Annotated in this window: 13 protein-coding genes; 9 read left to right on the plus strand and 4 right to left on the minus strand. The window is 37.2% G+C overall.

Annotated features, from left to right (window positions below; all coding sequences use genetic code 11):
* Positions 1–584: 584 nt before the first annotated feature.
* Entirely contained in the window at positions 585–5243 is a 4659-nt protein-coding gene (locus tag ACFIJZ_RS00525) for a translocation/assembly module TamB domain-containing protein (protein ID WP_375630581.1), read from the minus strand.
* Positions 5243–7207, minus strand: a complete 1965-nt coding sequence (locus ACFIJZ_RS00530; RefSeq protein WP_375630583.1) for an autotransporter assembly complex family protein — start codon at positions 7205–7207, stop codon at positions 5243–5245. Before ACFIJZ_RS00530 ends, ACFIJZ_RS00525 begins: the two co-directional genes overlap by 1 nt.
* A gap of 407 nt (positions 7208–7614) precedes the next feature.
* Here ACFIJZ_RS00530 and ACFIJZ_RS00535 point away from each other — a divergent pair, with 407 nt between their 5' ends.
* Positions 7615–9147, plus strand: coding sequence for a YifB family Mg chelatase-like AAA ATPase (locus ACFIJZ_RS00535; RefSeq protein WP_375630585.1), 1533 nt, complete (start codon positions 7615–7617; stop codon positions 9145–9147).
* An 11-nt stretch (positions 9148–9158) separates the two neighbouring features.
* On the opposite strand, the gene ACFIJZ_RS00540 is transcribed toward ACFIJZ_RS00535, so the two are convergent.
* Positions 9159–10064, minus strand: a complete 906-nt coding sequence (locus ACFIJZ_RS00540) for a transporter substrate-binding domain-containing protein (RefSeq protein WP_375630587.1) — start codon at positions 10062–10064, stop codon at positions 9159–9161.
* A 1304-nt stretch (positions 10065–11368) separates the two neighbouring features.
* On the opposite strand from ACFIJZ_RS00540, the gene gyrB reads away from it, so the two are divergent.
* The 4 genes from gyrB (at position 11369) to coaBC (ending at position 17781) form a co-directional block, all read left to right on the plus strand.
* Positions 11369–13801: a DNA topoisomerase (ATP-hydrolyzing) subunit B gene (gene gyrB / locus ACFIJZ_RS00545; protein WP_273790211.1), complete on the plus strand. Its 2433-nt coding sequence runs from the start codon at positions 11369–11371 to the stop codon at positions 13799–13801.
* Positions 13802–13919: 118 nt separating this feature from the next.
* Entirely contained in the window at positions 13920–14702 is a 783-nt protein-coding gene (gene ubiE, locus ACFIJZ_RS00550; RefSeq protein ID WP_273790210.1) for a bifunctional demethylmenaquinone methyltransferase/2-methoxy-6-polyprenyl-1,4-benzoquinol methylase UbiE, read from the plus strand.
* A gap of 2 nt (positions 14703–14704) precedes the next feature.
* Entirely contained in the window at positions 14705–16291 is a 1587-nt protein-coding gene (gene ubiB / locus ACFIJZ_RS00555; RefSeq protein ID WP_273790209.1) for a 2-polyprenylphenol 6-hydroxylase, read from the plus strand.
* A 68-nt stretch (positions 16292–16359) separates the two neighbouring features.
* A complete protein-coding gene (coaBC, locus tag ACFIJZ_RS00560) occupies positions 16360–17781 on the plus strand; it encodes a bifunctional phosphopantothenoylcysteine decarboxylase/phosphopantothenate--cysteine ligase CoaBC (protein ID WP_375630590.1) in 1422 nt (473 codons plus the stop codon).
* Positions 17782–19642: 1861 nt separating this feature from the next.
* Here coaBC and ACFIJZ_RS00565 read toward each other — a convergent pair.
* Entirely contained in the window at positions 19643–20362 is a 720-nt protein-coding gene (locus ACFIJZ_RS00565) for a sulfate transporter family protein (protein ID WP_375630592.1), read from the minus strand.
* A gap of 974 nt (positions 20363–21336) precedes the next feature.
* On the opposite strand from ACFIJZ_RS00565, the gene accD reads away from it, so the two are divergent.
* From accD to ahcY, 4 genes are all read left to right on the plus strand, one after another.
* Positions 21337–22257 (plus strand): acetyl-CoA carboxylase, carboxyltransferase subunit beta, encoded by a 921-nt coding sequence (accD, locus tag ACFIJZ_RS00570; RefSeq protein WP_375630594.1) that lies wholly within the window; start codon positions 21337–21339, stop codon positions 22255–22257.
* Between the two features lie 4 nt (positions 22258–22261).
* A complete protein-coding gene (locus ACFIJZ_RS00575; protein WP_273790205.1) occupies positions 22262–23581 on the plus strand; it encodes a folylpolyglutamate synthase/dihydrofolate synthase family protein in 1320 nt (439 codons plus the stop codon).
* 43 nt (positions 23582–23624) lie between these two features.
* A complete protein-coding gene (locus ACFIJZ_RS00580) occupies positions 23625–24623 on the plus strand; it encodes a complex I NDUFA9 subunit family protein (protein WP_273790204.1) in 999 nt (332 codons plus the stop codon).
* A gap of 713 nt (positions 24624–25336) precedes the next feature.
* On the plus strand, positions 25337–26734 hold the full coding sequence (gene ahcY / locus ACFIJZ_RS00585) for an adenosylhomocysteinase (protein WP_375630596.1): 1398 nt from the start codon (positions 25337–25339) through the stop codon (positions 26732–26734).
* The last annotated feature ends 32 nt before the right edge of the window (positions 26735–26766 follow it).

Below are 26766 nucleotides of genomic sequence, written 5' to 3' on the forward strand. Positions count from 1 at the left end.
CATTCGTGAACTGTATAACGATAAATCCATTAACCCCTCTATCTTTACGCTTATGGAGTAATAAACCGGCACCATTCACACTATTCTGCCAGTCCCTAATGTTGCGACAGCTCTTAGCTCTCGAGATGATTCATAAGAGGCATTTTTAGTCATTTCTTAATAGTTTTATCCACACAGGATTCCCCGCTTGTAGCATACAAGCCGAATGGTTTTGATTGATTCAATACGAAAGAGATTCGTACGATATTCAAAGTTCTAATTCAAGTTGAATAACAATAAATTATCTTTATAAATCAATATATTGCACACACTACATTCTTTAGGCAACAGCACGATATGGGCTTGAAAACAAGGTAAGGTATTTCTCTAAAATAAATATATAGCAGCAAAATAACATACTATCTTTCGTGAAGATTTTGTCCCTTTAGAGAATAGCATAACAAAAAATCGAATATTTCAGATATATCTCTTCACGCCTCAACAAAAAGCTTCTTCTTTTATAGGATTTCTAGTCTATGCCTCCTTCCTCAGATTTAGAAATGAAAGACAAAAAACGAAGAAATTGTTTTTTTAAAATTCAATCTTTAATAATCTCTTTCATAAAAGAGACCTATACTAGAATTTTGTTCATTTCCTATAGCACCTTTAGCTTTGAGATGACGCGAAATATCTAAATTAATTGTCCCTTTCGTCGTTCCATCAGACCCTGCTTCAAAGCCCAAATAAATATTATTGTGTATGTAGCGTCCAATACGTAAGCCTGTATTACCCTTCTCATTAACGATAACATCAAGATCATCAAGTCCAATTTTAGTTCGTAAAGTATTCAACAAAGATGTATTAGAAGCACCTGCAAGATCAGCCGCTGCTGCTGCAAGTTGAGCAATCTGAAATGGTGATAATTCATTAAGAGAGCGATTAAAAATCAAACGAGCCAAAATCTCATCCTGAGGCAAATTTGGTTGTGAAGAAAAATTAATATCAAGATTATCAACCGTCCCACTTACAGTTACAGTGACGCGAATATCACCACTGTTATTGTTGGTTACAAAATAAACCGTAGGATTAAGATTACCACTAAAACTCGCTTGTCCTTGATCAAAATTAAGACGTTGCGACAGGATATCAAAACGTCCACGAATCATTCTAAATTCACCAACTGGATGCACATCATTCAATGGACCTGCTAGATTAATGCGTCCTCCCAGTTCAGCATCTAAGCCTTTTCCGCGTACAAAAAATTGATTGCGTGCTGTAATACGCATATTTGATAGCACGACAGATGACGATTCTTGTGTAACTATACGGCTTTTGCTTTTGTTCGTGTTCTTAACATCAGCACGTTCAAGTGTTGTTTGAATCGATTTAGTTAAATTCTTATTTCTAACATCAAGAAACTTGGCACTTTTAAAATGATCAGGAACAAAAACTTCAGCTTTTTCAACGATGATATCACCACCAAGAACAAGATTATTTAAAAAATGACCTGTCATTGTCATCTCACCTGATAATGTTGCCAGAATCATAGAACCATCATTATAATTGGCATTATCAAGATGAAATATCAAATCTGTCTCTAGACTATTAGAGATACGACCTGAAGCAGAAATTCCCCCCCCCTCAAACGAAGAAGCTGAAGCTTTCTCTATAAGGATATGATCACCTTTCAATTTGCCTTCAAGCTTTATATTATTCAATCCTACATTTGTTTGTGAATCAAAAAAGCTACCGTCGCCTATAGAAATATTTCCTAACAATTGTGGCTTTGATAACGCCCCATTAAGAGCTGTATCAATTCTTGCTGTACCCGTTATATGTGCACCACGCTTGGCTAATAAGAGATTAACAAAATCAAGAGGCATTATCCCTTTAACGTTTAATTTTGCCTCTGAACCATTAAGAGACACAGGCCCATGGATGGAAAGATCTAATCCTTTATCTCCAGTAGCTATCATATTTTCAATATGAAATGTCGATTTTTTATAAGAACCACGAGCATTTATATTGATTGACATCGGTCCTTTATGCGTCATAGCGGTTAAATTTTGACTAGAAAGCTCAAAATGAGCAGATGGATCCTTCATTGTTCCACCAATATCAACTTTACCTATCACTGTCCCATCAAGCGCTTGTCCTGCAATAAAACCATTCGCCAAACGTGCAGATAAATTTTGCAAATTAATATGAAGATCAAGCGCATTTTTCTCTAGAGATACATGCCCCTGAGCTTGTGCTTGTACTCCTTCTCCTGTTAAATTTGCATTCAAAGTAAGATTTTGATCTACAGTGTTCCCCGTAGCAGAAAGAGAAAAAGGCATAATTTTTTTATCTCGAAAAGCAACGGTTGTCAGTCCCTCACCTTTTATATCGTAAGTTATATTAGGTTTTTTTAAATGACCACGAATCATAACCTGCCCTGTTACACTCCCTGCTGCTCCAAGATCAGATTTCCACAGATTGACTAAAGCAGCAGGAAGCGCATTCATTGTAAGTTGCAAATTCATGGTATCTTGAATATTCCCTGCTAAGATGATGTTGCCTCCATTTATTGCAATTCCTAATTCATTGATTGTCATTCCATCTTTATCAAAAGCAATTATGGATGGCTTCGGCAATGTTGCATGAAACGTATGTTGTTTTAAGTCCACAGTTTCAATTTGCACTTCTCGTTTTATACTTTCTGGAAGTTCCTCAACCATTAAACGACCAGAAAGCCGTGCATTGAGAGTATCATGCAACATCGCTTGGACAGTAAAAACCGTTTGTCCATTATTCCTATCAGCGTGAGCATTTAAACGATTGACCATTACCAAAGGTGTTTGAATATGTTCTGCATTGATAACTCCTTCAAACTGAGTCATGCCAAAAGGATCGAATATGTCAGCATCTATTGCCAATTTTTTTATTTTATTCTTGGAAAAATTCAAATGGTTAACATGCGCCTTCACATTGGTTTTTTGTCTGCCATTTTGTTCATCAAAAATAAAATCTCCTTTTACTTTTCCACTACCATCCTGCAAAAATAACGCTGAAAGTACGGAAATATCATCGGCATCAATATGCAGCGCTCCTTTCAAAAAACCGCCAAGTTGTTGAGAAAGATCACCCGTTATTTTTGCACTTTCCCCTCTAATATTGATATTTTTAAGTTTTCGAATTTTATGAGAATCTTCAAAAGAGGCCGATACATGCAAAGGTTTCTTAGCAAAAATCCCTTCACCTTTTACCACCCCCGTTAAAGAAGTAATTTGTGCTGTATTATCTACAAATGCATCTATGTTAAGTGTTGTGTTTTGAAGTTTCTTCCCTACAATTAATGCTTCAGCAATATGGGCACGTGTATTTAGTTTTATATGGCTATTGCGCCCTCTCGCCGTACTTTGAATTGTAAGCGCACCGCTTATCTTTGGATCTAATTTGGACAAATCAGATATTTGAGCAGATAGATCCATTTTAGCGCTTTCATCTGAAAAATAACCATTAGCCTCTATGTTTGTATATTGATTTTTCAAATTAAAATGACGAAAAATGACACCCCTCGTATTTCGAGTAACACCACCTGAAAGAGTGATGTTTCCTTTGAATAAACGATCAAAAGACTGCATGCCTATTTTCATATCGTCAGCCATTCCTGATAATTGGAGATCAAAAATACCACTCAATAAACTGATCGTTCCTTTGGCTTTAATATCTGCACTACCAGAAAGTGATTGTTTACTGAACACTTCCAAAGGAGTTAATGTTTGAGCTTTTAAACCGAGATCGCCTTTAAAAATAAAATTCTCCATTGTCCCTTTTAACCAAGAAGAAAAACCCTGAGCCGTAACACTCAGATCATGAATCAAAATTGGTTTGTTCGAAACAATATCCGTATCTAAATGCACATGAACCGCTTGGCTTAAATTTTCTACTAACGCTCCCTTAATCTTTTTAACCCCTTGAAGCGTCCCTTTAACCTGAACACCAACATGACGAGAAGCTGCATTATCAAGATTTTCGCTTACTCCTCCCATATCAAAAATTGCATCGCGAATATAAATATTTTTATTGCTTAAATGATTTACAACCAACCGCCCACTCCAAGATTGTTGACCTTCGCGACCATAATCAATGTTCAAAGCAAGAGTATTCGCAGATTTTGGCACGTCTGATATAGGTAAATGAACAGAATCCTTTTCGTTATCAAGAGCCATTTTTCCATCAACAAAAAGCCGTCGCAAAAATCCATCGGCGGTTATTTCAGCATTGGCTATAACGTTCATTGCTTTGTTCTGAATAACCATCTGATCAAGGTGTGTCACACCTTCTTTTGTTCTTCTTGCCTTTGCTTTTAATGTTATATTAGATTCGAAGAGACTACGATATTGAGAAGGTATTAAAGGGCTCAGTGTTCCCTCTAGTTTCGTAGAAAAACTCTGTCCTTCTGGAACACTTGCAAGAATAACATTACCATCTACAATAGAATGATGATCAGACTCTAAAGAAAGTTTGATAACCAAATCATCAAAAGTACCATCACCTTTCAGGACGAGATTTAATGCTGGACATTGTTCAATGTTAAAAATATTTGCCAAAATACCATTTTGTGGTTCGTTAGCAGAAATATCAATTTGAGCTGTACGATTACTATCAGATATCTTGGTGAGAACAGAAAAAGAACCCGGTGCATCTAAACGATGCGCCGCTATATCGACATCAAAATTACCACTAGCCAAGGTGAAATTGCCTTTTAAGGACATATCAGCAGAAAAACCAAAAAGATTCTGTTCAAATGTCACATGTTGAGCAGTAAGCGTATTGATAGAAAGAGCAAGCGGCAATTTTGGTAAAGAAAACTTACCCGTCTCAAGGGAAGAAACAAAAGAAGAATTGCCTTGCGGTTTGCGTAAGAATGTAACCTGTTCTGCCGAAAGCTGGTTAATATCCATCCGCCCTCTCAGCAATGCTAGACGATTCCAATCCATTTTAGCATTGGTAATTTTAAGCCAAACCCCTTTTTTATCACTGACAGTAATAGTATCAATTGATGTTTGAGAAGACAGTGTCCCTTGCATATTGTGTAAACGAACTTGACGATTAGGCGCTGAAAGCTTTCGTTCAATTAAAGAAACAAACCATGAGCGATCATCTGTTTTCATTTCGCTAGAGGGAAGAATGTCTCCTCTTTGCGCAAAAACAAAACCACCCACCCCAAAAAACAAAAATACAAAGAAGAAAGCTGATAAACGTACACCTTTTTTCATTAAAATGCTTGCCCTATACCCACATAAAAACCAATGCGAGGGTCACCCTTCTCTCTCTTTAAAGGAAAGGCTAAATCAACGCGTAAAGGACCAAGACCCGTCATATAACGTCCTCCTATACCGGCTCCCCATTTAATTTTTTGAGAAAAATCAAAATTCGCCTTTTCCCCTACTAAACCTCCATCAAGAAAACCGACAACCCCTATTTTATCATTTAAAGAAACACGCAATTCTGCCGATCCCTCAATAAGCGCCCGTCCACCAACAACCGCATCATTTTCTATTTTGATACCAATATTACGGTAAGCATAACCACGAACAGAGCCCCCACCACCAGCAAAAAAAAGCGTATTTGCGGGTACTTGTGCTGTATCATTCCCAAGAATTGTACCAAGCTTTGCCCGCGCAGCAACAACAAAACGATCCCCTTCATCCAACGCCCAATAAGAACGACCTTCTGCTGTTACTTTTGCAACAAAGTTGCTAAAACGCATCTCATAAAAAGGCTCAATGAAAACTTCACCATATAAACCTTTTGTTGCATTAAACTTATTATTACGACTATCGTAAATCAAGCCGCTAGGGAAACCGATTGTTGTAAAATTACGGCTCCCAAAATAGATATCACGTGAATAACCATTTGAAACTTCTACAGCAGCCTGTCCCGATAGATTACCATTGAAAATATGCGTAATACCTAATTTTCCTTTGATGGCTTTTGTCGTATAATTTTCTAAAACATCTTGTTGTATTTTTAATTCTGACCTGAGATCTGTATCTGGCGTGAGTACCCCAGGCTTTATAAACGTGCCACCGAAAAGATAATCAAAATTTTTAAAATTATATGATTGCTTTTTATTGCTACCAACACCACTTATTTTTGTTTCAATTTTAAGAGTCTCTGCATGACCCAAAAGATTGTTATGCATCCAATAAGTCTCAAAACCAGCACCATCTAATGTTGAATAGCTACCGCCTACACCAAAACGACGCGGTTTACGTTCTTGTACAACAAGCATAAGCGGTAAACTACCATCTAGATTAATAGTATCAGCCTCACGTATATTGATAGCACGAAAAACACCAAGGCGCGCAAGACGTTCATTTGCCTTAGCTAACGCATCGGAATCGTATATCTGCCCTGGTTTCAATCCAGTCATCCACGCGATATAAGCTGAATCTACACGTGGTTTCTTACTTATATTACGCACACTTAAAGGACCATAATGAGCCTTTTGTCCAGGACCAACAACAATCCGTCCTTCAACACGCAATGTAGCATGATCAGCCACGACTTCACTCTTCATAATTTTAGCTTTAGCATAACCTTGTTGCCGCCATCCTTCTATCGCCCATTTTTCTGCTTTCAAAATGGTTTCAGATTTAGCAATAGCCCCAACTTTATAGCCCAATTCTTCAATTGTGGGCATTTTATGCGCTTTACGTTTTTCAAACGGAGCTACTTTATCAATATTGGCAATACTAAAAACATATTGTGGACCAGCATTAATTGTAATAACGATATTCGATTGTGCTGGAAGTTGAGTTACCGGACTTAAATCAGCGACTTCTAAACCATTAATTTTAATACTAATAACACCACCATAGCGTCCATCAGCATAAAGAGCAGAAAGAATTGCTCGATAATCTGAACGCGCCTTGGCTAGCAAACCAGAAGAACTGGCGGATGCTTTCTCTTTATCAGCAACAAGAGAAGAAACAGATTTAACTATTTTTATACCTTCTAATGGCGCACCTGGCGGTGCAACAACATCAACTTTATAAAATCTCTCTGTACTTTTTGCATAATGTGAAGGAGAATTTGTTTTCTTTTTACCAAAAAGAGGAATGCCGAAAAAATCAAATGCAGCAAGAGGCTGTGGAAAAGAAAAAGAAAAACACAAGCCTATAAAGACACAGCGCACAGTCCCTGATTTTAACAAAACTCTTGTCTGGTATACCATAAAATCAGATACCTTATAATACACTTTGCCTCTACTACGCTTTAAATAATATAAAAATAAGAAAGGTAAATATAATTACTTTGCACATTTTACGCGTTTTATCACATCAAATAACACTCTGCGATACATAACGTCACCCTCCCCTTATATTTTCATAAAATTCTGCACTGTTGTATAACACGAACAGCCTCATTCTTTTTTTCTTAACATATTTATTTAGCTTATTATAAATGTTTTATTGCGTCCCATATTATCATGGTTAAATTTGTACAAATGACTTTCCATGAGAACGCTAAAAACTGCCCATGTATATAGATCTCTCTATAAAAAAAACCATAGAGATGCTTCTTGATTTTTATAAATAGATATGATTGTCTCTACCAAGTCTAAAGGGGGAAAATAAATAAATGATCGCACGTATTACAACTGTTGCTTTTCGCGGTCTAGAAGCAGTCCCTGTCGATGTACAGGTTATGATTTCGTCTGGTAAAATAGGAATGGCTATTGTTGGATTAGCTGATAAGGCAGTTGCAGAAAGCCGTGAACGTGTACAAGCAGCCCTCCACGCTTGTGGACTTTCTATGCCTACTAAACGAATTACGATTAATCTTGCACCAGCTGATTTGCCTAAAGAGGGATCGCATTATGATTTGCCAATCGCCGTAGGCTTAATGCTTGCTATGGGAATCCTCCCTCCTGAAGTAGCACAAGACTATATCATTTTAGGAGAATTATCACTGGATGGTTCGCTTACCGCTGTTAATGGTGTTTTACCAGCCGCCATGACAGCTTTATCACTCGATAAAGGGCTGATTTGTCCCTTCCAATGTGGACCTGAAGCAGCATGGGCAAATGCAGAAATAAATATTCTTGCTCCAGAGACTCTGCTCACTATAGTCAACCATTTCAAAGGAACCCAAATTCAAAAACGTCCACAACCGCGCCAATATACTATCGAAACTGAACTTCCAGATCTTTGCGAAATCAAAGGACAAAAAACAGCCAAACGTGCCTTAGAAGTTTGTGCTGCTGGACGCCATAACCTTTTGTTTGTAGGCCCCCCTGGTGCTGGGAAATCTATGTTAGCGCAACGCTTACCTTCCATTTTGCCACCTCTTGATAGCCGTGAGCTTTTAGATGTCTCTCTGATTGCTTCTATTACAGGAGAAACGGTTCATAATACCATTTCACTTCATTGCCCCTTTCGTTCCCCACATCATTCTGCTTCCATGGCCGCAATGATTGGTGGGGGGCTTAAAGGACGACCGGGAGAGGTCTCCCTTGCCCATAATGGTGTGTTATTCCTTGATGAATTGCCTGAATTTTCTCCGCAGGTTCTTGATTCTCTTCGTCAACCTTTAGAAAGTGGGGAGTCAGTTATCGCCCGCGCTAATCACCATATTAGCTATCCTGCTCGCTTCCAACTCATTGCCGCAATGAATCCTTGCCGATGTGGTATGGCAGGCGAAAAAGACCATGTTTGCCCTAAAGGAATACGCTGTCAAATCGATTATCAGTCCCGTATTTCTGGTCCTCTGCTTGACCGAATTGATTTACGGATTGATGTCCCTGCTTTGACAGCTATGGACCTTATGCAACCAGAACAATCAGAAAAAAGCTGCGACGTTGCCAAACGCGTCGCACGATGCCGTACCATTCAAGCTAAACGTTTTTCAACAATGGGGTTTGATCATATTCGTACCAATGGCGATTGCCCTGCCAAAATTATAGAACAGATTGCCATTCCTGATAAAAGTGCGACCATACTCTTACGAGATGTGAGTGAAAAAATGCACCTCTCTGCACGCGCTTATCATCGCATTCTCAAAGTTGCACGCACAATTGCTGATCTTGACGGATCAGATACTCTTTCACGCTATCATCTCGCAGAAGCTATTTCCTATCGACTAGGCGCAGAAAGATTAACAGCCCTTAATTAAAAAACTATTCATCAATAAAAACTTATTGGAAAATAACGCAAATAAAGTTCTGTAAGTTTACCATCTTCTTCTAGTGATTTCAGCGCATAATTGAGTATATCAACCAATTTTTCATTCTTTTTTGCAACAGCAAGCTGCATTCCTTGCCCCAATAACTGTGGCGCCATATATGCCCCCCCAACAAAATGGCAGCAATCAACAGATTTTTGTTTTTTGAACCATAATGATAAAGCAAATCCATCATCAAAAATAAGGTCAATTTTACGCTCTTGTAACGCTTTATAGAGCTCTTCTCTCTTTTTAAATCCTTGCCATTTGGCTTTAGGAAAATAATGTTGAAAGAGTTTTTCGTGAACACTTTTAGACAAAACACCACTGGTTAAATGTATCAATTGATCGCTTATTGGCGCATCGAGATTTAAACGTCGAGAAGCAACAAATCGCGCTGGAAAACGTAAATATGACTTTGTAAAAACAAGATCTTGCTGGGTTTTACTTGTTTCTTTTAAACCCGCAATAATGACTTCCGCATCACCATTTTCAACATGTTCTACAAGCTCTTTCCAAGGAATCACTTCTACTTCACAAAGCTTCTCTAATTTTAATTTTGAACAAATAGCGCGCAATAAATCGATATTATAACCTGCAAGATGCCCCGTTTGATCAATAAAATTAAAAGGAGGAAAATCAAAAGTTGTTACAAAACGCAAACGAAAGATATCCGTTGTATCAGGTTGTACCAAGTGTTCATGCGAATCAAAAAAAGAAGGCAGCCTTTCAGCTTCTGCGTAAGAGGAAAATAGAACCCCCCCTGCTACAAATAAAATACGAATAAAAATATTGTATGGATTATTGAATAAAAGATACCGTAAACGCAATTGAAGATGTTTTACATATATAGATTTTTTTATTTTCAAAATCTCTCCCCCATTTTTCAAAACTAAGATGCAACTCTTCTTAACTATTATCTAACGCACTTCACCAAAATATCTGGCGTTTAATAAATAAAATTCTTGCTATTTTTTAAAACTGTTAAAAAATTTAACAGTTTTCATATATTTTTTTTGAAACCATTGAAAATGCTTAGATTTCTGATGTTAATTTTCCAAAATAAATATATAAAAGGTAATTTTAGAGAAAGGTGATTTAATTTTTTAAATATAAGAAATAAGCTGTATATACTTTAGTGGCACACTTTATTTTATCAAAATATCTCGCGTATCTTAAAATATTAAGACCATTTCCTTGCGTATCACAACTAGGGAAGTATATAGATACTATTGAAGAAAAGAGTAAAAATACCCCTCAAATGCCGAGGTTTTTCTCAACATTAAGGTTGCATCAACATTTAAGAGTTGAAAAATAAAATGATGATTCTGGTTTGTGCTTTATTGTCAAGATGGGAAAGGTGGGAGACATGAATCTTGTAGTATTCACAGGGTATTTTGCGCTATATTATTCAAACATCGTTGTAAAATGAGTTTGGAAACATTGAGAGATGTTCCTTAAAAAAGTGCGAGAATATCAGCGCAATGGTGCTTTGTTTTAAATGAGGGACGTAACCTCCATTACAGGAATGAGAAAAACATAAAGCGTAAGATAATGCGTCATCACCCTCATTATTCAAAAACATCACCGTAGACGTTTTTTAAAATTGTAAAGTTGAATATAAAAGATGATCGTGGAAACGTGTTTTTATATTTACGCGTTTATATTTTCCTCAAATGAGGCTTTTTTCACATTTTAAAGATGACACAAACCAATATACACAATATTTTCGCCTCAATCTAACATACAAAAGTTTGAACTGCTTAGAGAGCTCGTAACCTTTGTTTTAAATATATGGTAGAATTAGGATTGAAAATTGATTTATGGATAAAACAAGTAAGACCTCTGTTAGAGTAACACAAAAATGCATAACTAATTTTAAAACATTACGCATATGCAAAAATAAACAAAGTAAATAGCATCGTTTTATGAAACAACTTTTTGTATAAGTCAAAAGTGTTTATTCGCCTTATATCACCGCCCTCGTGTTTTACAGCATAACAGTACACTATCATTTCATCATTCTCTCCATTATATATCGACAGATATTGAATCTAGATCTGATATACGGTAAATATTTAATGTGGTTATTCCATAAATAACTGATCAGAACATTGAGCTTTGAAAAAAGCGGATAAAATATTGTAAATTGAACACAGGAATGGACTAACTTATGAGTGATGAAATAACCTCACCAGTACAAAGCAATAACTATGATGCCGCTTCTATCAAAGTTCTCAAAGGTCTTGATGCTGTACGCAAACGTCCTGGTATGTATATCGGTGATACTGATGATGGATCGGGTTTACACCATATGGTCTATGAAGTTGTAGACAATGCTATTGATGAAACTCTAGCCGGTCATGCTACTCTTGTAAACGTCACGCTCCATGCTGATGGTTCTTGTTCTGTTCGTGATAATGGACGTGGAATTCCGACAGATATCCATCCAACAGAAGGTATTTCTGCAGCTGAAGTTATTATGACACAGCTTCATGCCGGCGGAAAGTTTGATCAAAACTCTTATAAAGTTTCAGGCGGATTACACGGTGTTGGTGTCTCTGTTGTGAATGCATTATCCGTTTGGCTTAAATTGCAAATCAAACGCAATGGTAAAATTCATGAAATATCATTTACCCACGGGGTAGCTGATGCTCCATTAAAAGTTATTGGCGATTGCGATAGAGAAAGTGGAACAGAAATCAGATTTTTACCAAGTTCTGAAACTTTTACTATGGTTGAGTTTGATTTTGAAACTTTGGAGCGCCGCTTACGGGAATTAGCCTTTCTAAATTCTGGGGTTTATATTCTTCTTGTTGACGAGCGTCATGCTGATATTAAATCAGTTGAATTGCATTATGAAGGTGGATTAACGGAGTTTGTCAAATATATTGACCAATCAAAAAAAGCCCTGCTTGATAATCCTATTTATATTGCAAGTGAAAAGGATGGTATGAGCGTTGATGTTGCCCTATGGTGGAATGATTCCTATCATGAGAAGGTCTTGTGTTTTACCAATAATATTCCTCAGCGTGACGGTGGAACTCATTTGATAGGTTTTAGAAGTGCCCTTACGCGCCAAATTAATGGCTATGCTGAATCTTCAGGTATTGCTAAAAAAGAAAAAGTGAACTTAACCGGTGATGACTGCCGTGAAGGATTAACAGCTATTCTTTCTGTCAAAGTTCCTGATCCAAAGTTTTCTTCACAAACAAAGGATAAGTTAGTCTCTTCTGAAGTGCGCCCTATTGTTGAAAATTTGGTCAATGAAGGTCTTTCAGTATGGCTGGAAGAACATCCTCATGAAGCAAAACTTCTCATTAGTAAAGTGGTAGAAGCTGCAACAGCACGTGAAGCAGCGCGCAAAGCACGTGAACTCACAAGACGAAAAGGGGCACTTGATATCACTTCTCTGCCAGGAAAGCTTGCCGATTGCCAAGAACGTGATCCTGCAAAATCAGAAATCTTTATTGTCGAGGGGGATTCGGCTGGCGGTTCAGCAAAAAGTGGGCGCTCACGTCAAAATCAAGCAATTTTACCCCTTCGTGGTAAAATCCTCAATGTTGAACGAGCACGTTTCGACCGCATGCTCTCATCTGATATGATTGGAACACTTATTACAGCTCTTGGAACGTCTATCGGTAAAGATGAATTTTCACCGGATAAATTACGTTATCATAAGATTATTATCATGACGGATGCGGACGTTGATGGAGCCCATATTCGAACTTTGCTGCTTACTTTCTTTTTTAGACAAATGCCTGAATTGATTGAACGTGGTCATCTTTATATTGCTCAGCCTCCTCTTTATAAAGTATCGCGTGGAAAATCTTCCCAATATATTAAAAATGAAGCAGCGTTTGAAGAATTCTTGATCGATACTGGATTAGAAGAAACAACGCTTGAGCTTTCAACGGGAGAAGTTCGTGCAGGGGCTGATTTGTATCAACTCGCTAAAGATGCTCGTATATTACGTCAACTTTTAAATGGTCTTCATACCCGTTATGATCGTAATATTGTTGAACAAGCAGCAATTGTTGGCGCTTTTAATCTTGAAGTCTTTGCATCACAAGAAAAAGCGCAAAAAATAGCAGATACTATAGCACACCGCCTTAATCTGATTGCTGATGATATGGAACAAGGTTGGAGTGGACAATATACAGCAGATGGAAGTTTATGTTTTGAGCGTATTTTGCGTGGTGTTAAAGATGTTGTTACGCTTGATGTGGGACTTATAAATTCAACTGATGCACGTCAAATTGATCGCATTTCCCAAAATTTTATCGACATATATCATCCTCCTGTTCTTTTACGTCGCAAAGATAAAACAGAGCGTATTTTTGGTCCTATGAGCCTCTTAGAAAGCATTTTTACAAACGGTAAAAAAGGTGTTACTCTTCAACGTTATAAAGGTCTTGGGGAAATGAATGCTGAACAACTTTGGGAAACAACGCTTGATCCCAATGCACGTTCTCTTTTACAAGTAAAAATTAATGATGCAACCGATGCAGATTCACTTTTTTCTCGTCTCATGGGTGATGAAGTTGAACCTAGACGTATTTTTATTCAAGACAATGCCTTAAACGTTGCCAATCTTGATATCTAAAGGTACTCTTCTGTTTTTGGCTGTGTAAATGTCGTAGTTTTATACGTTGTTTTTTCGTAGTTGAACATTCCCTCTCTATTTCATTTACGATAAAAGAAAAATAAGGAAGATCATATACATGGCAATTGAAACAGAACGTGTAGGAACCAAGGGTGGCATGGAGCACTCTTTTGGTTTTACAAGAGTAGATGAAACGCAAAAACAATCCATGGTGGATGGTGTGTTTCATTCTGTCGCTGAAAATTATGACAAGATGAATGATATCTTATCCTTAGGGCTACACCGTGTGTGGAAAAATTCCATGGTTGCTTGGCTTTCCCCACCAGCACTTTCTCATTGGAAAGTTCTTGATGTCGCTGGCGGTACAGGTGATATTGCTTTTCGTATTCTTAATGCTTCACGCCAAAAAGCCCATGCTACAGTACTTGATATTAATGGCTCAATGCTCAGCGTTGGCAAAAAACGCGCACAAAAAAATGGTCTTGCCCCTCTGATTGATTTTGTTGAAGCCAATGCAGAAAATCTACCTTTTGAAGATCAAAGCTTTGACGCTTACACGATTGCTTTTGGAATTCGCAATGTTCCTCATATTGATCAAGCTCTTAGAGAAGCTTTTCGTGTTTTAAAGCCCGGTGGACGTTTCTTATGTTTAGAATTTTCAAATGTCGAGATGCCTTGGCTCGATAAAATTTATGATCTTTGGTCTTTCCATGCTATCCCTACGCTGGGTCAATTTATCGCAAATGATGGCGATGCTTATCGTTATTTGGTTGAATCTATCCGCAAATTTCCTAAGCAAGATGATTTTGCCCATATGATCAAGCATGCGGGGTTTTCGCGGGTATCGTACCGCAATCTCACCGGTGCGATTGCAGCGCTGCATTCAGGTTGGAAAATTTAAAAATGGTGCAAATTTCCCCTTACTTTCAATTGATGCGTGCAGGATGGGTTTTAACACGTGAAGGTGTTTTAAGTGCTCTTCCTCATGATGATCTTCAAGGATTTCCAGCGCTATGTCATCGTATAGCGGGCGCATTAGCAAGACGCAAAACAAAAAAGAAACAGCGATCTGAAAATATTTCGTATGCCATTAATAAGCTTGGACCCTCTTACATAAAACTTGGTCAATTTCTTGCAACAAGGCCTGATATTGTCGGCCATGATATTGCGAAAGATTTGTCACAACTACAAGATCGCGTCCAAACATTTTCTTGTACCGCCGCTATTGCTCAAATTGAAAGTTCTCTTGGTCGCTCTATTGATGATTTATTCGTAAATTTTTATCCCCCCATTGCCGCCGCTTCTATTGCTCAAGTTCATCCAGCTGAATACAGTGATGAAACTGGCCATACGACAAAATGTGCTGTAAAAGTTATTCGTCCCAATATCAGAGCACGTTTTTCTAAAGATCTTAGAGGATTCTATCTCATTGCTCATTTACAAGAGCGCTATATCCCTGCCTCTCGAAGGCTTCGTCCTGTTTGTGTAGTGGATACTTTAGCACAAACAACACGGCTTGAAATGGATTTACGCCTAGAAGCAGCAGCTATATCTGAAATGGCTGAAAATATTCAACATGATACAGGCTTTCGGGTTCCACGTATTGACTGGGAACGGACAGGACGTAATGTCCTTACAATGGAATGGATTGATGGTATAAGAATATCCGAAACTTCCAAACTTAAAGAAGCAGGTTTTGATTTGAAGGCGCTCGCTATTACGCTTATTCAATCTTTTCTTCGCCATACATTGCGTGATGGTTTTTTTCACGCCGATATGCATCCTGGTAATTTATTTGTAGATGAAAAAGGATGTATTGTTGCTGTTGACCTAGGCATTACAGGAAGGCTTGGTAAAAAAGAAAAGCATTTCCTTGCTGAAATCCTTTATGGCTTTATTACCCGCGATTACCATCGGGTTGCACGCGCCCATTTTGAGGCAGGTTATGTTCCTTCACACCATAATATTGAAAGCTTTGCGCAAGCCAACCGCGCTATTGGCGAACCAATTCACGGACAATCAGCACAAAGCATTTCCATGGCTAAATTGCTCACTTTATTGTTTGAAGTCACTGAATTATTTGACATGCAAACGCGACCTGAACTTTTATTGTTGCAAAAAACGATGGTTGTTGTGGAAGGCGTTGCCCGCACATTAGACCCCACTTTTAATATGTGGAAAGCTTCTGAACCCGTTGTCAAAGAATGGATTAGTAAAAATTTAGGACCCGTAGGCGTTGCAAAAGACTTTAGTGAAGGAGCACAAGCTCTCCTTTCGCTGGCACGCAAAACACCACAATTGGTTCAAAATTTCCAACGGATAGAAGAAGATTTTAATCAAATGAGAAAAACAGGTTTTAATCTTTCTCCTACTACCCTCAAACAACTTGCTGTGGAACAAAGTCATCGAAACCGTTATGGTCGTTATAGCCTTTTCATCATTGCACTTTGTTGCACTTTTCTTACTTTTTACTTTTTTCATCTTTTCTAATCTCCTTAATATGCTAAAAATATCAACAATGAAATCATTGCAATCATTTTATTTCTTGGAGGTATTTTATGGCCAGTATTACCATTCGTAACCTGTCTCCTGAAACCAAAGAAGCTTTGCGCATACGCGCCGCGCAAAATGGTATTTCTATGGAAGAAGAAGTCCGACGCCTTTTAAGCAATCCCACTCCTCTCACCACACAACCCCTTCATGCTAGTGCTGTTGAAGTGAAATCATTGAAATCAAAATCTCTTCTTCTTATTATTGGTGGAAGTATTGCATCCTATAAAGCACTTGATTTGATTCGCCGTTTACAAGAACGTGGAGCACACTTAAAAGTTGTAATGACAAAAGCAGCGCAAAAATTTATTACGCCTTTAGCCGCTGAAGCTTTAAGCGGTGGTACTGTATATACTGATTTATTTTCACGCGAAGAAGAACATGATATTGGACATATCCGATTAGCACGTAACGCTGACCTTATTATTTTAGCCCCTGCTACAGCCAATCGCATTGCAAAAATAGCCAATGGCATAGGAGATGATCTGACTGATTGCATTCTTTTAGCGGCACGCTGTCCACTCTTAATTGCACCCGCCATGAATCCGTCCATGTGGGCGCATCCTGCCACTATTCGCAATGTTGCACAACTGCGCGCAGATGGCGTTCATATCATCGGACCAGAAATCGGAAATATGGCTGAACGTGACGAGATAGGATATGGGCGTATGAGCGAACCTTTAACTATTGTTGCTACCATAGAGGCTCTTTTGAATGGGCATGAAAAACCTCTCTCTGACCGCCATTTCATCGTTACCTCTGGCCCTACCCATGAACCAATTGATCCAGTACGTTATCTTGCTAATCGGTCTTCAGGTAAACAAGGTCATGCCATCGCAACCGCTCTTGCGCATTTGGGTGCAAAAGTAACACTTATTTGTGGACCTGTTAATCTTGCAGACCCACAAGAAGTAAAAACCATTCATGTTGAAACAGCACAACAGATGTTACAAGCCGTTCAAACCGCATTGCCTGCTGATGGCGCCATCTTTGTTGCCGCTGTTTGTGACTGGCGCAGTCAAACGCAGTCTTTACACAAAATTAAAAAGAATGCTCATAAAATACCACCATCCCTTCATATGGTCGAAAATCCTGACATTTTAGCAACGATTGGACACGCTCCAAACCGCCCCTCACTGGTCATTGGTTTTGCTGCAGAAACATGTGATATCATTGCCAATGCGCAAAAAAAATGTGTTGAAAAAGGAGCTGATTTCATTCTTGCTAATGATATTTCTCTTCAACTAGATGGTACAGGTGTCATGGGTGCTGATACAAATCAAGTTTATCTCGTAAGTAGAAAAAAAGTTGAACAATGGCCCCATATGAGTAAACAACACGTAGCGCAAAAATTAGCAAACGTGATTGTATCATTTTTTGCCCCCAAAACACCTACTCCTCATGAGGAAAATATACCCCTTTGCAAATAATAACTCTTCAAACGCGTTGATATTAAAAAAACCTATAAAATAGAACTGACAATAGGTGTCTATCCATCTCGATTGTTATACAATATTTTTGATTTATAATGATAATCTCGCATTGTTCATATTAAATTAGAACCCAAATATCGTAAGATTCTCTCATTTCCAATCTCTCTCATGTTAAGGCAATAAAAATCATTTTCTTGCACATTGCAAACAAGGATAGCTGTATGAATACAAAACGTTTAAGAAAGAACTAAAAACGCTTATAATGGGCCGTCTCGGGCAACACTGAGGATGATGGCGCCAGCGTGCTCTTTTTATTAAGCGTAAAGATAGTGATGCCCTATAAGTTTTATATTATTCACGAGAACTTTGCCCTTATACCATTCATGGGCGCGATTGCGAAATGGGTGTGACGAGCATTGGGAAATATTTTTTTTAAAATCCCGTATCACCTTAGCCTTCATAAAAGTAGGATCTCTTGCACCACTGTCTCCCCAGCTTATAAAAAAACAAGCTATCATTCACTTTGGCTACCATCAATTTTGACAAAGCTCTTGCACTGGATAAAATTTATAAAAAGCATTTTCTTTCTTCAATGTTTTTATCCTCATATTGGTCATATTTATGATATGCAAATAAATGATTTTGATTGTTTCATGATGAGAGCAGCTAATGAGAAAATATGACAACTTTATTTGGAGCTCTTATTCACTATGAAAAATAATATATAAATCAATATATTATAATATCTCAATGCAATTTAAAGCATATCTCACACTGACGCTTATAAAGAGTATAGACAAAATTCATTGCACCACTGTCTAAACTGACGCCTTTATTATTTTCCTCAGTGATCGGTCTTTAAGATTAAATGTGTGTGTCCTCTCTCCAGAATACCAAGACCACAAAGATTAGAATTTTATCCATGATATCCTCACATTGTAATGATTCATGAAAAGCATTTTTATTCCTCTATCGAAAGCCTTGTATCCATACATTGGTCTCGTCTATAATGTGCAAGTAAATAATTTTTTGATGTTGAATAGAGACTTTGAAATTAAAGAATATTTCTATATTTTGGATTCTTATTCAAGTTGAAAATGATCAATTCTCTTCGTAAATTAATGGTGTTATTATCTAAAAATTATTTGATACAGTGCACCACTTGTACGAAAAGTGCTTCAATGAATTCTTATTTCATTGCACTTATAGCTTTTAAAATCTCATCATTTTTAATCATCAGTGGTGTCTCTCATTCTTTGCTTCTTCTTAAGAAAGAGCTCTTCCATGGGATCGGACGGTCAATCGCCTAAGCTTATTTTTTCCACTTTTATCATATTAATCATTTTCTATCTGTTGCCCAAAATCAGAATATCTACGGCGCTACTACGTTACTCCTATATAACTACGTGCTTATTTTACACAGATATCTTTCAATAATTGCCAAAACACTCTTATGAAGAGTATACACTCTCCATGAATGGTATAAAATACTTTATGCTATCCATTGTTACTGAAATATAAGGTACAAAGCGGCACCATCATACTCTTTTTCAGTTTTCAATGCGACGATAATGTTTGCATTAAGAGGATTCATAAAAGATATTTCACGCCTTTTTGAAAGTACTTTTATCTGCACACCACCTCCGTTTATGACATATTAACAAACGATTTCAATTGATCTAATATGAATAGGACTAAAATAAGAAATCCTCATGATATTTAGGTTTTTCATTCATGTTGTGAAACAATAAATTATCATTATAAATCAATATATTGCTTTAATAAAAGATAAAGCATAAAATTTTATATTATGCTTTCTTTGGCTAGCAAGTTTTATTAACCTTAAAGTCAAGGAACACTATTTTTGTGTAATGCGTGCCATGGTCTTTTGGGAAAGCATTTTGTGTAAATATGTCATAAAGGCGGCTGCAAAAAGCGGTGTTGCTAAATTAAGAATTGGAATTGAAACAAAAAGCGCTATCAATAATCCTGCACCAAAAACCGTTGTGTAATGAGTATGTAAAAAAGCACGTGCATCTTGCTCTGTTCGAAAACGATAAGCAGCAAACAAGAAATATTCATGACCGAGCAAATAACCATTAATAAGATAAAAAGCAATTAAATTAATACCTGGTATGAAGAATAAAATAAAAGCAATTCCATTACCAAGAAGGCTTAAAATAACAAATTTAAAGGAAATGATAAGAGAACGCCGAAACGGCAAAGCTTGTCCAATAGGCTCGTTTGGGTAATCCTCTTTTTCAATAATTTCAGCAGCAGAGTCAATGAAAAAACCACCAATCATAGCTGCGATTGGTGCAATCAAAAAAGCCAACAAAAGAGCCAAACCAAGATTAAAAATGATAAGCATGCTAAAACCAATCCATCCTGCCCAACTAGGGAGTCCAGGAAGAAATTGTGCAATCCAGGGCCAAAAGTAAGACACAAAAAGTTGGTGCACACATAACCATAAAATGGTGAGAGTGAAAAAAGTAACCCCCAATGCTTTCAGTATCATAATACGATATTGCGAGGTCAAAAGACGTTGTAAAGCACGATAAGCAGCAGTAAAAATCATAGATTAATAAACTAAGGAAAGACGCAAAAAAAACAAGAAATATATTTAAAGAATGTACTGTATAATTTTTTCTTTCTTTGAACTACAAGATTTTTTTCAAGAACATTATAAAAAACGGCTAGGGCTTCTTTGTTTAAAATAAAGTTTTAATGAATAGAAATTTTGAATTTTAAAAACCAAGAAGAATTCAAAAAGCAGCTGTTGTAGAAGAAATTTTTAATATTTTTGTACAGAGTGTAGATTATTGCATTTGTATGATATATGTAAAAAATTAAGGAATAATAACTATTTGGGAGGAAAGTTGTTTACTTTTATTTATTCAGTAGAGTTGTTTAACTTCGTTTAGCTACGTGCTTAATTGTTTTGCACAATTCCTAATACTCTGTACTTTTCTACTATTTGGCGGCATGCTTTTTCCTCTTGTTTTTATTCAAAACAATATTGAGTTCAATGGAATAGGAGTATTTTGAGCGTATTCAATTTTAATTGTAAAAAGCATACGCTTTAAAGAAACCTTTTGAAAAAAACCTTGCTCTGATGTTAGCGTTTCGCTAATATAGCGTTGTCGTATTCATTATCTTTAATGGATTATTTTAGCCTTGTTAGCGCCTTATACTATAAGGTTTCTTTTCTTCAAAACTGTTGATACGAATGATTAATTGGATATTCATTTTTATTAAAAAATAAGGCGTTTGTTAACCACACAAGGAGTGAATTTTAATACCAAAGTAAAAAATAAAAAAATGTAAGTTCTTAAAACTTATGAGAAATTTATTATAGGAAATACTCTTCATGATGCATATGATTGTTATGATATGGGAAAAATTAAAAATTAAAAAACAAGCTATACGTACACTGATAAAAGTATTAAATAGACTCCTTTGTTCAACCGGTAAAGCAAATGTGACTGCTTAAGTTCTATATTCTTTCAAATCATGCAAAAGATGCACAATATTTAAAGGAAGGTTATAAAGATGAACTGGATTACAAATTATGTTCGTCCTAAAATTAACTCTATATTGGGGCGCCGTGAAATTCCAGAAAATCTATGGATTAAAGATCCTACCAGTGGTGAAATGATCTTCCATAAAGATCTGGAAGCTAATCAATTTGTAGCTCCCAATTCTGGCCATCATATGCGTATCAGTGCTAAAAATCGTCTCATGCATTTTTTTGATGATGGTGTTTATACAACTCTTGAAAATCCAAAAGTTGTAACAGATCCTTTAAAATTTCGTGACGAAAAACGCTATATTGACCGGTTAAAAGATTATCGTTCTAAACTTGGTGTTGATGACAATATTTTAAGTGCACGTGGTACGATTGAAGGCTTACCAATTATTGCAATCGTTCAAGATTTTGCCTTTATGGGTGGATCACTCGGTATGGCTTCAGGAGAAGCTATTATCAAAGCTTTTGATACTGCTATTGCTGAAAGGCGCCCGCTGGTTCTTTTTGCTGCTTCTGGTGGTGCACGCATGCAAGAAGGAACACTCTCGTTGATGCAAATGCCTCGTACAACAGTAGCGATTGAAATGTTGAAAGAAGAAAAACTTCCCTATATTGTTGTGCTGACCAATCCAACCACCGGTGGTGTTACTGCTTCTTACGCCATGCTTGGTGATATTCACATTGCCGAACCTGGCGCTATGATTGGTTTTGCTGGTCCACGTGTAATTCAACAAACTATACGCGAAACCCTACCAGAAGGTTTTCAAAGTAGTGAGTATCTGCTTGAACATGGTATGATTGATATGGTTGTATCGCGTTTAGACATGAAAACAACCATTGCACGTCTTTTACGCTTGATGATGAAACGCCCTGCTGTTTTTAACCCTTCTGATCCATCCCCAACAGACTCTCAAACATCGCTTTCTACAACAAAAGCAGCTTAAATTTATGCAACAAAGCCAAATACAAAGGGTGGTGGATGATTTACTAAAAAATTATCCGAAAAAATTTGATCTTTCTTTAGAGCGTATTGTTCACCTTTTAGAGCGTCTTGGTAATCCACATTTAAAACTTGCACCTGTTATTCACATCGCTGGAACAAATGGCAAAGGATCTGCCTCAGCAATTTGCCGTGCTCTTTTGGAAAGTGCAGGCTACCGCGTTCATGTCTATAGCTCACCTCATCTCGTCAACTGGAATGAACGCTGCCGGTTAGGTCAAAAAGGAGGTGGTCAACTTGTTACAGAAAACCAATTAGCTGAGACAATCCATGAAATTATAAAAGTAAATCGTCAAGAGCCGATTACTATTTTTGAAATTTTTACAGCCGCTGCCTTTATGCTGTTTAGTATACATCCGGCTGATGTTGTCATTTTAGAAGTTGGATTGGGAGGACATTTTGATGCTACCAATGTCGTTAACAAACCAGCTGTATCACTTATTATGCCCATTGATTATGATCATGAGATCTTTCTTGGAAAGACAATTGCTCAAATCGCTTTTCAAAAAGGAGGGATTATCAAACCAAACGTTCCTGTAGTCATTGGAAAGCAAAATTATGAAGAAACTCTTGCTACTCTAATACCCCTTGCTAATAAAAATAAAGCATCTTATTCTCTATTTGATCAAGATTATCAAAGTTATAAAGAACATGGACGTATGGTTTTTCAAAACAATCAAGGTCTCATGGATCTTCCCCTTCCTAACCTTATTGGAGACCACCAAGTTGCTAATGCTGGCGCGTCTCTTGAAGCAGTCTTTCAAGCAGGTTTTCAACTTTCAGAACAAGCCATAAATGATGCTTTGAAAAATATTTATTGGCCCGCACGAATGCAACATCTTACCCAGGGACATTTGGTTGATCAACTGTCTCCTAATATCGATTTATGGTTAGATGGTGGTCATAATCCTGCTGCTGGAAAAGTTATTGGAGCAGAACTTGCACAATGGAGAAAAAAAACAGATCGTCCTATTATTATGATTGCTGGCATGCTCAATACCAAAGATGCTGTCGGTTATTTTCGTTCCTTAGCAAACCTTGTCGATAAAGTATATACGATACCGCTGATTAACAATAATGCAAGTATCTCTCCAATAAACTTAGCTGAATCAGCGCAAAAAGCAGGAATCCTTGCTACTCCACAAGCTCATCTACAAGATGCTTTGCATAAGATTAAGGTGGAATATAAAGAGGCAATTGTCCTTATTGGTGGTTCCCTTTATCTTGCGGGCGATATTTTGCGTGACAATAAAACACCTCCGTGCTAAAAATTAGCCATTTTTAAAACTTTGAAAGATAGACTTTTTCATCATGCAACTTGATTGTGCACTTTATCAACATCCTAAACTTATTACTGTTTTTGGCGGATCTGGTTTTGTAGGACGACATGTCGTTGAAACTTTGACTAAGCGGGGGTATCGCGTTCGTATCGCTGTTCGTTGTCCACAAAAAGCTTATTACATGCTTCAAATAGGAGAAGTAGGACAAACCCAAATGCTTAAAACAGATATCAAGCATCGTGCTTCTGTTGCACGCGCATTGCTTGGAGCTGATGCAGCAGTGTTTTTGCCTGGTAGCTTAAAACAAGCAAATCAATCGAATTTTAAAAAAACACAAATTGATGGTGTTTACAATGTTGCTGAATTAACAGCAGAAACTGGTATTCCGCTAATCTATATGTCAACACTTGTGGCTAACGAGAATGCTTCATGTCTTTATGCACGTGTTAAGTTTATGGGTGAACAAATCATTCATAACAAGCATCCTCAAGCAATTATTATCCGTCCATCCGTTATCTTTGGACCAGAGGACTGTTTCTTTAACACCTTGGCAGATTTGTCACGTTTTTTACCAATTATGCCTCTTTTTGGAGGTGGGCAAAGCAAATTGCAACCCGTGTATGTTGGTGATGTTGCTGAGTTTATCGCGCGCGCTTTAGATGGACAAGTTGCTTGGGGAAAAAATTATGATCTTGGTGGTCCCCAGATTATCACCTTCCAAAATACTCTTGAAAATATACTCAAAATTATTCACCGTAAAAAAACAATCCTATCCATGCCCCTTTCTGCTGGTCTATTGATTGGAGGAATTTTGGGAACAGTCGGTAAATTGCCTTTTGTACCAACACTCGTAACAGCCAATCAGATACGTTTTTTGCAAATGGATAACATTGTTTCTAAAGAAGCTATAGAGAATGGATATACTCTAGAAGGTGTGGGAATTACCCCCAGAGCAATGGCAGCATTCTTGCCAAGTTATCTTTGGCGATTTCGTCCACATGGTCAATTTTCCCAAAACCTATTCGTTTAGAATAAATTCTTCTAAAACTGAGTTAATTATTTGATTTATAATTCATCGCTCGTTGTTAGCAGTTTTAAAATCAGAGTGTTCAATAGAGTGATGTTTTTACATTTTAAATACTCTATTCAGTATCACAAAAAATGTTTAATCGTATATCTATAGTCTTTTGATAAAAATCTTTGAAAACAGAAGAAAAGCACTTCTTATAAACTGTCTTTATCCAAGAGCAGATGCAATATTGGAATCCTAAAGAACCGATTCTGAATTGCCTATTCATAAACATGATAGCCTATGGCTTTGCATTATATTATTTTGCTAAAAAGCTTAATAATGAGATTAAAGTAATACTTCCTTTTTCAACAACCGCATAAGTGAGTAGAATATGGGTATACTACTTTCGATATTATCCCATAAAAAATCGATATAAAAACTGTGAAGCAATGCACCATTTTTATTATTTAAAAGGTATTCCCTCTAGAGATTTTTAAAAGCTTTAAAGTTACGTGAAAAGGATAGAGTTTTGTTTATATAATAAGACTTATCATGAAGATCTCTTATTCTGTTAGTAACATCACTACTCAGATCCGTAAATGCATATTTGTTGCACAAATTTATGGAGATTTTAAAAGAGCTTTTTCACATAGAGAAGTCCTCTTCTTGTCTTGCATTTTTTTTTAATTTCTCCTACCGTCTTGGAAAAACTTATTTTAAAGGAATGAAGAATGGCAGCTCAAGATTTTGTTGTCAAAGATATTGCACTTGCCGCTTATGGTCGTAAAGAACTTAATATTGCTGAAACTGAAATGCCTGGTTTGATGGCTTGTCGTAAGGAGTTTTCTTCCAGCCAACCTTTGCGCGGAGCGCGTATTTCTGGCTCATTGCACATGACAATTCAAACAGCTGTTTTAATTGAAACATTAAAAGCCATTGGCGCCGATATACGTTGGAGCTCTAGCAATATTTTTTCTACGCAAGACCATGCAGCAGCAGCTATCGCCGCAACTGGCATTCCTGTATTTGCCGTTAAGGGTGAAACATTGGAAGAATATTGGACTTATATAGATGCAATCTTCCAATGGCCAGATGGTAATCCTTCCAATCTTATTTTAGATGATGGAGCTGACGCCACAAACTATATTTTAATGGGAAGTCGTGCAGAACAAAATAAAGATATTTTATCGCATCCCAAAACAGAAGAAGAAGAAATTTTTTTCAAACAAATACAAAAGCGTATGGATGCAACGCCAGGTTTTTTTACACGACAGCGTGCAGCAATTAAAGGTGTAAGCGAAGAAACCACAACAGGTGTAAACCGTCTTTATCAGTTACAAAAAGAAGGACTTCTACCTTTTCCTGCTATTAATGTTAATGATAGCGTCACTAAATCAAAGTTTGATAATAAATATGGATGTAAAGAATCATTGGTCGATGGTATTCGACGTGGAACAGACGTGATGATCGCCGGTAAAATTGCCATTGTCTGTGGTTATGGTGATGTAGGTAAAGGTTCAGCAGCATCTCTTTCTGGTGCTGGGGCTCGTGTTAAAGTAACAGAAATTGATCCCATTTGCGCTCTTCAAGCCGCTATGGATGGCTATGAAGTTGTTAATTTGGATGATGCTGCTTCCAGTGCTGATATTATCATCACGACAACAGGCAATAAAGATGTTGTTCGTTTAGACCATATGCGACAAGTAAAGGATATGTGTATTCTTGGAAATATTGGTCATTTTGATAACGAAATCCAAGTCGCTGCCCTTAGAAATTTGCCATGGACAAATATAAAACCACAAGTTGATATGATCACCTTTCCCGATGGAAAACGCATCATTTTGCTCTCTGAAGGGCGTTTGTTAAACCTCGGGAATGCGACTGGGCATCCTTCTTTTGTCATGTCAGCCTCGTTTACTAATCAAGTTTTAGCGCAAATTGAACTTTTTACCCGTGCAGAACACTATACAAATGAAGTCACTGTTTTGCCTAAACATCTTGATGAAAAAGTTGCACGTCTACATCTTGATCGGTTAGGAATAAAATTAAGTGTTTTATCAGAAGAACAAGCCGCCTATATTGGAGTCTCACCACAAGGACCTTATAAACCAAACCATTACCGTTACTAATACGTTTCCTTGGGTTAAAAAAGGGAAAGATG

Source organism: Bartonella sp. CL70QHWL (assembly GCF_042194855.1).
GTDB lineage: Bacteria > Pseudomonadota > Alphaproteobacteria > Rhizobiales > Rhizobiaceae > Bartonella.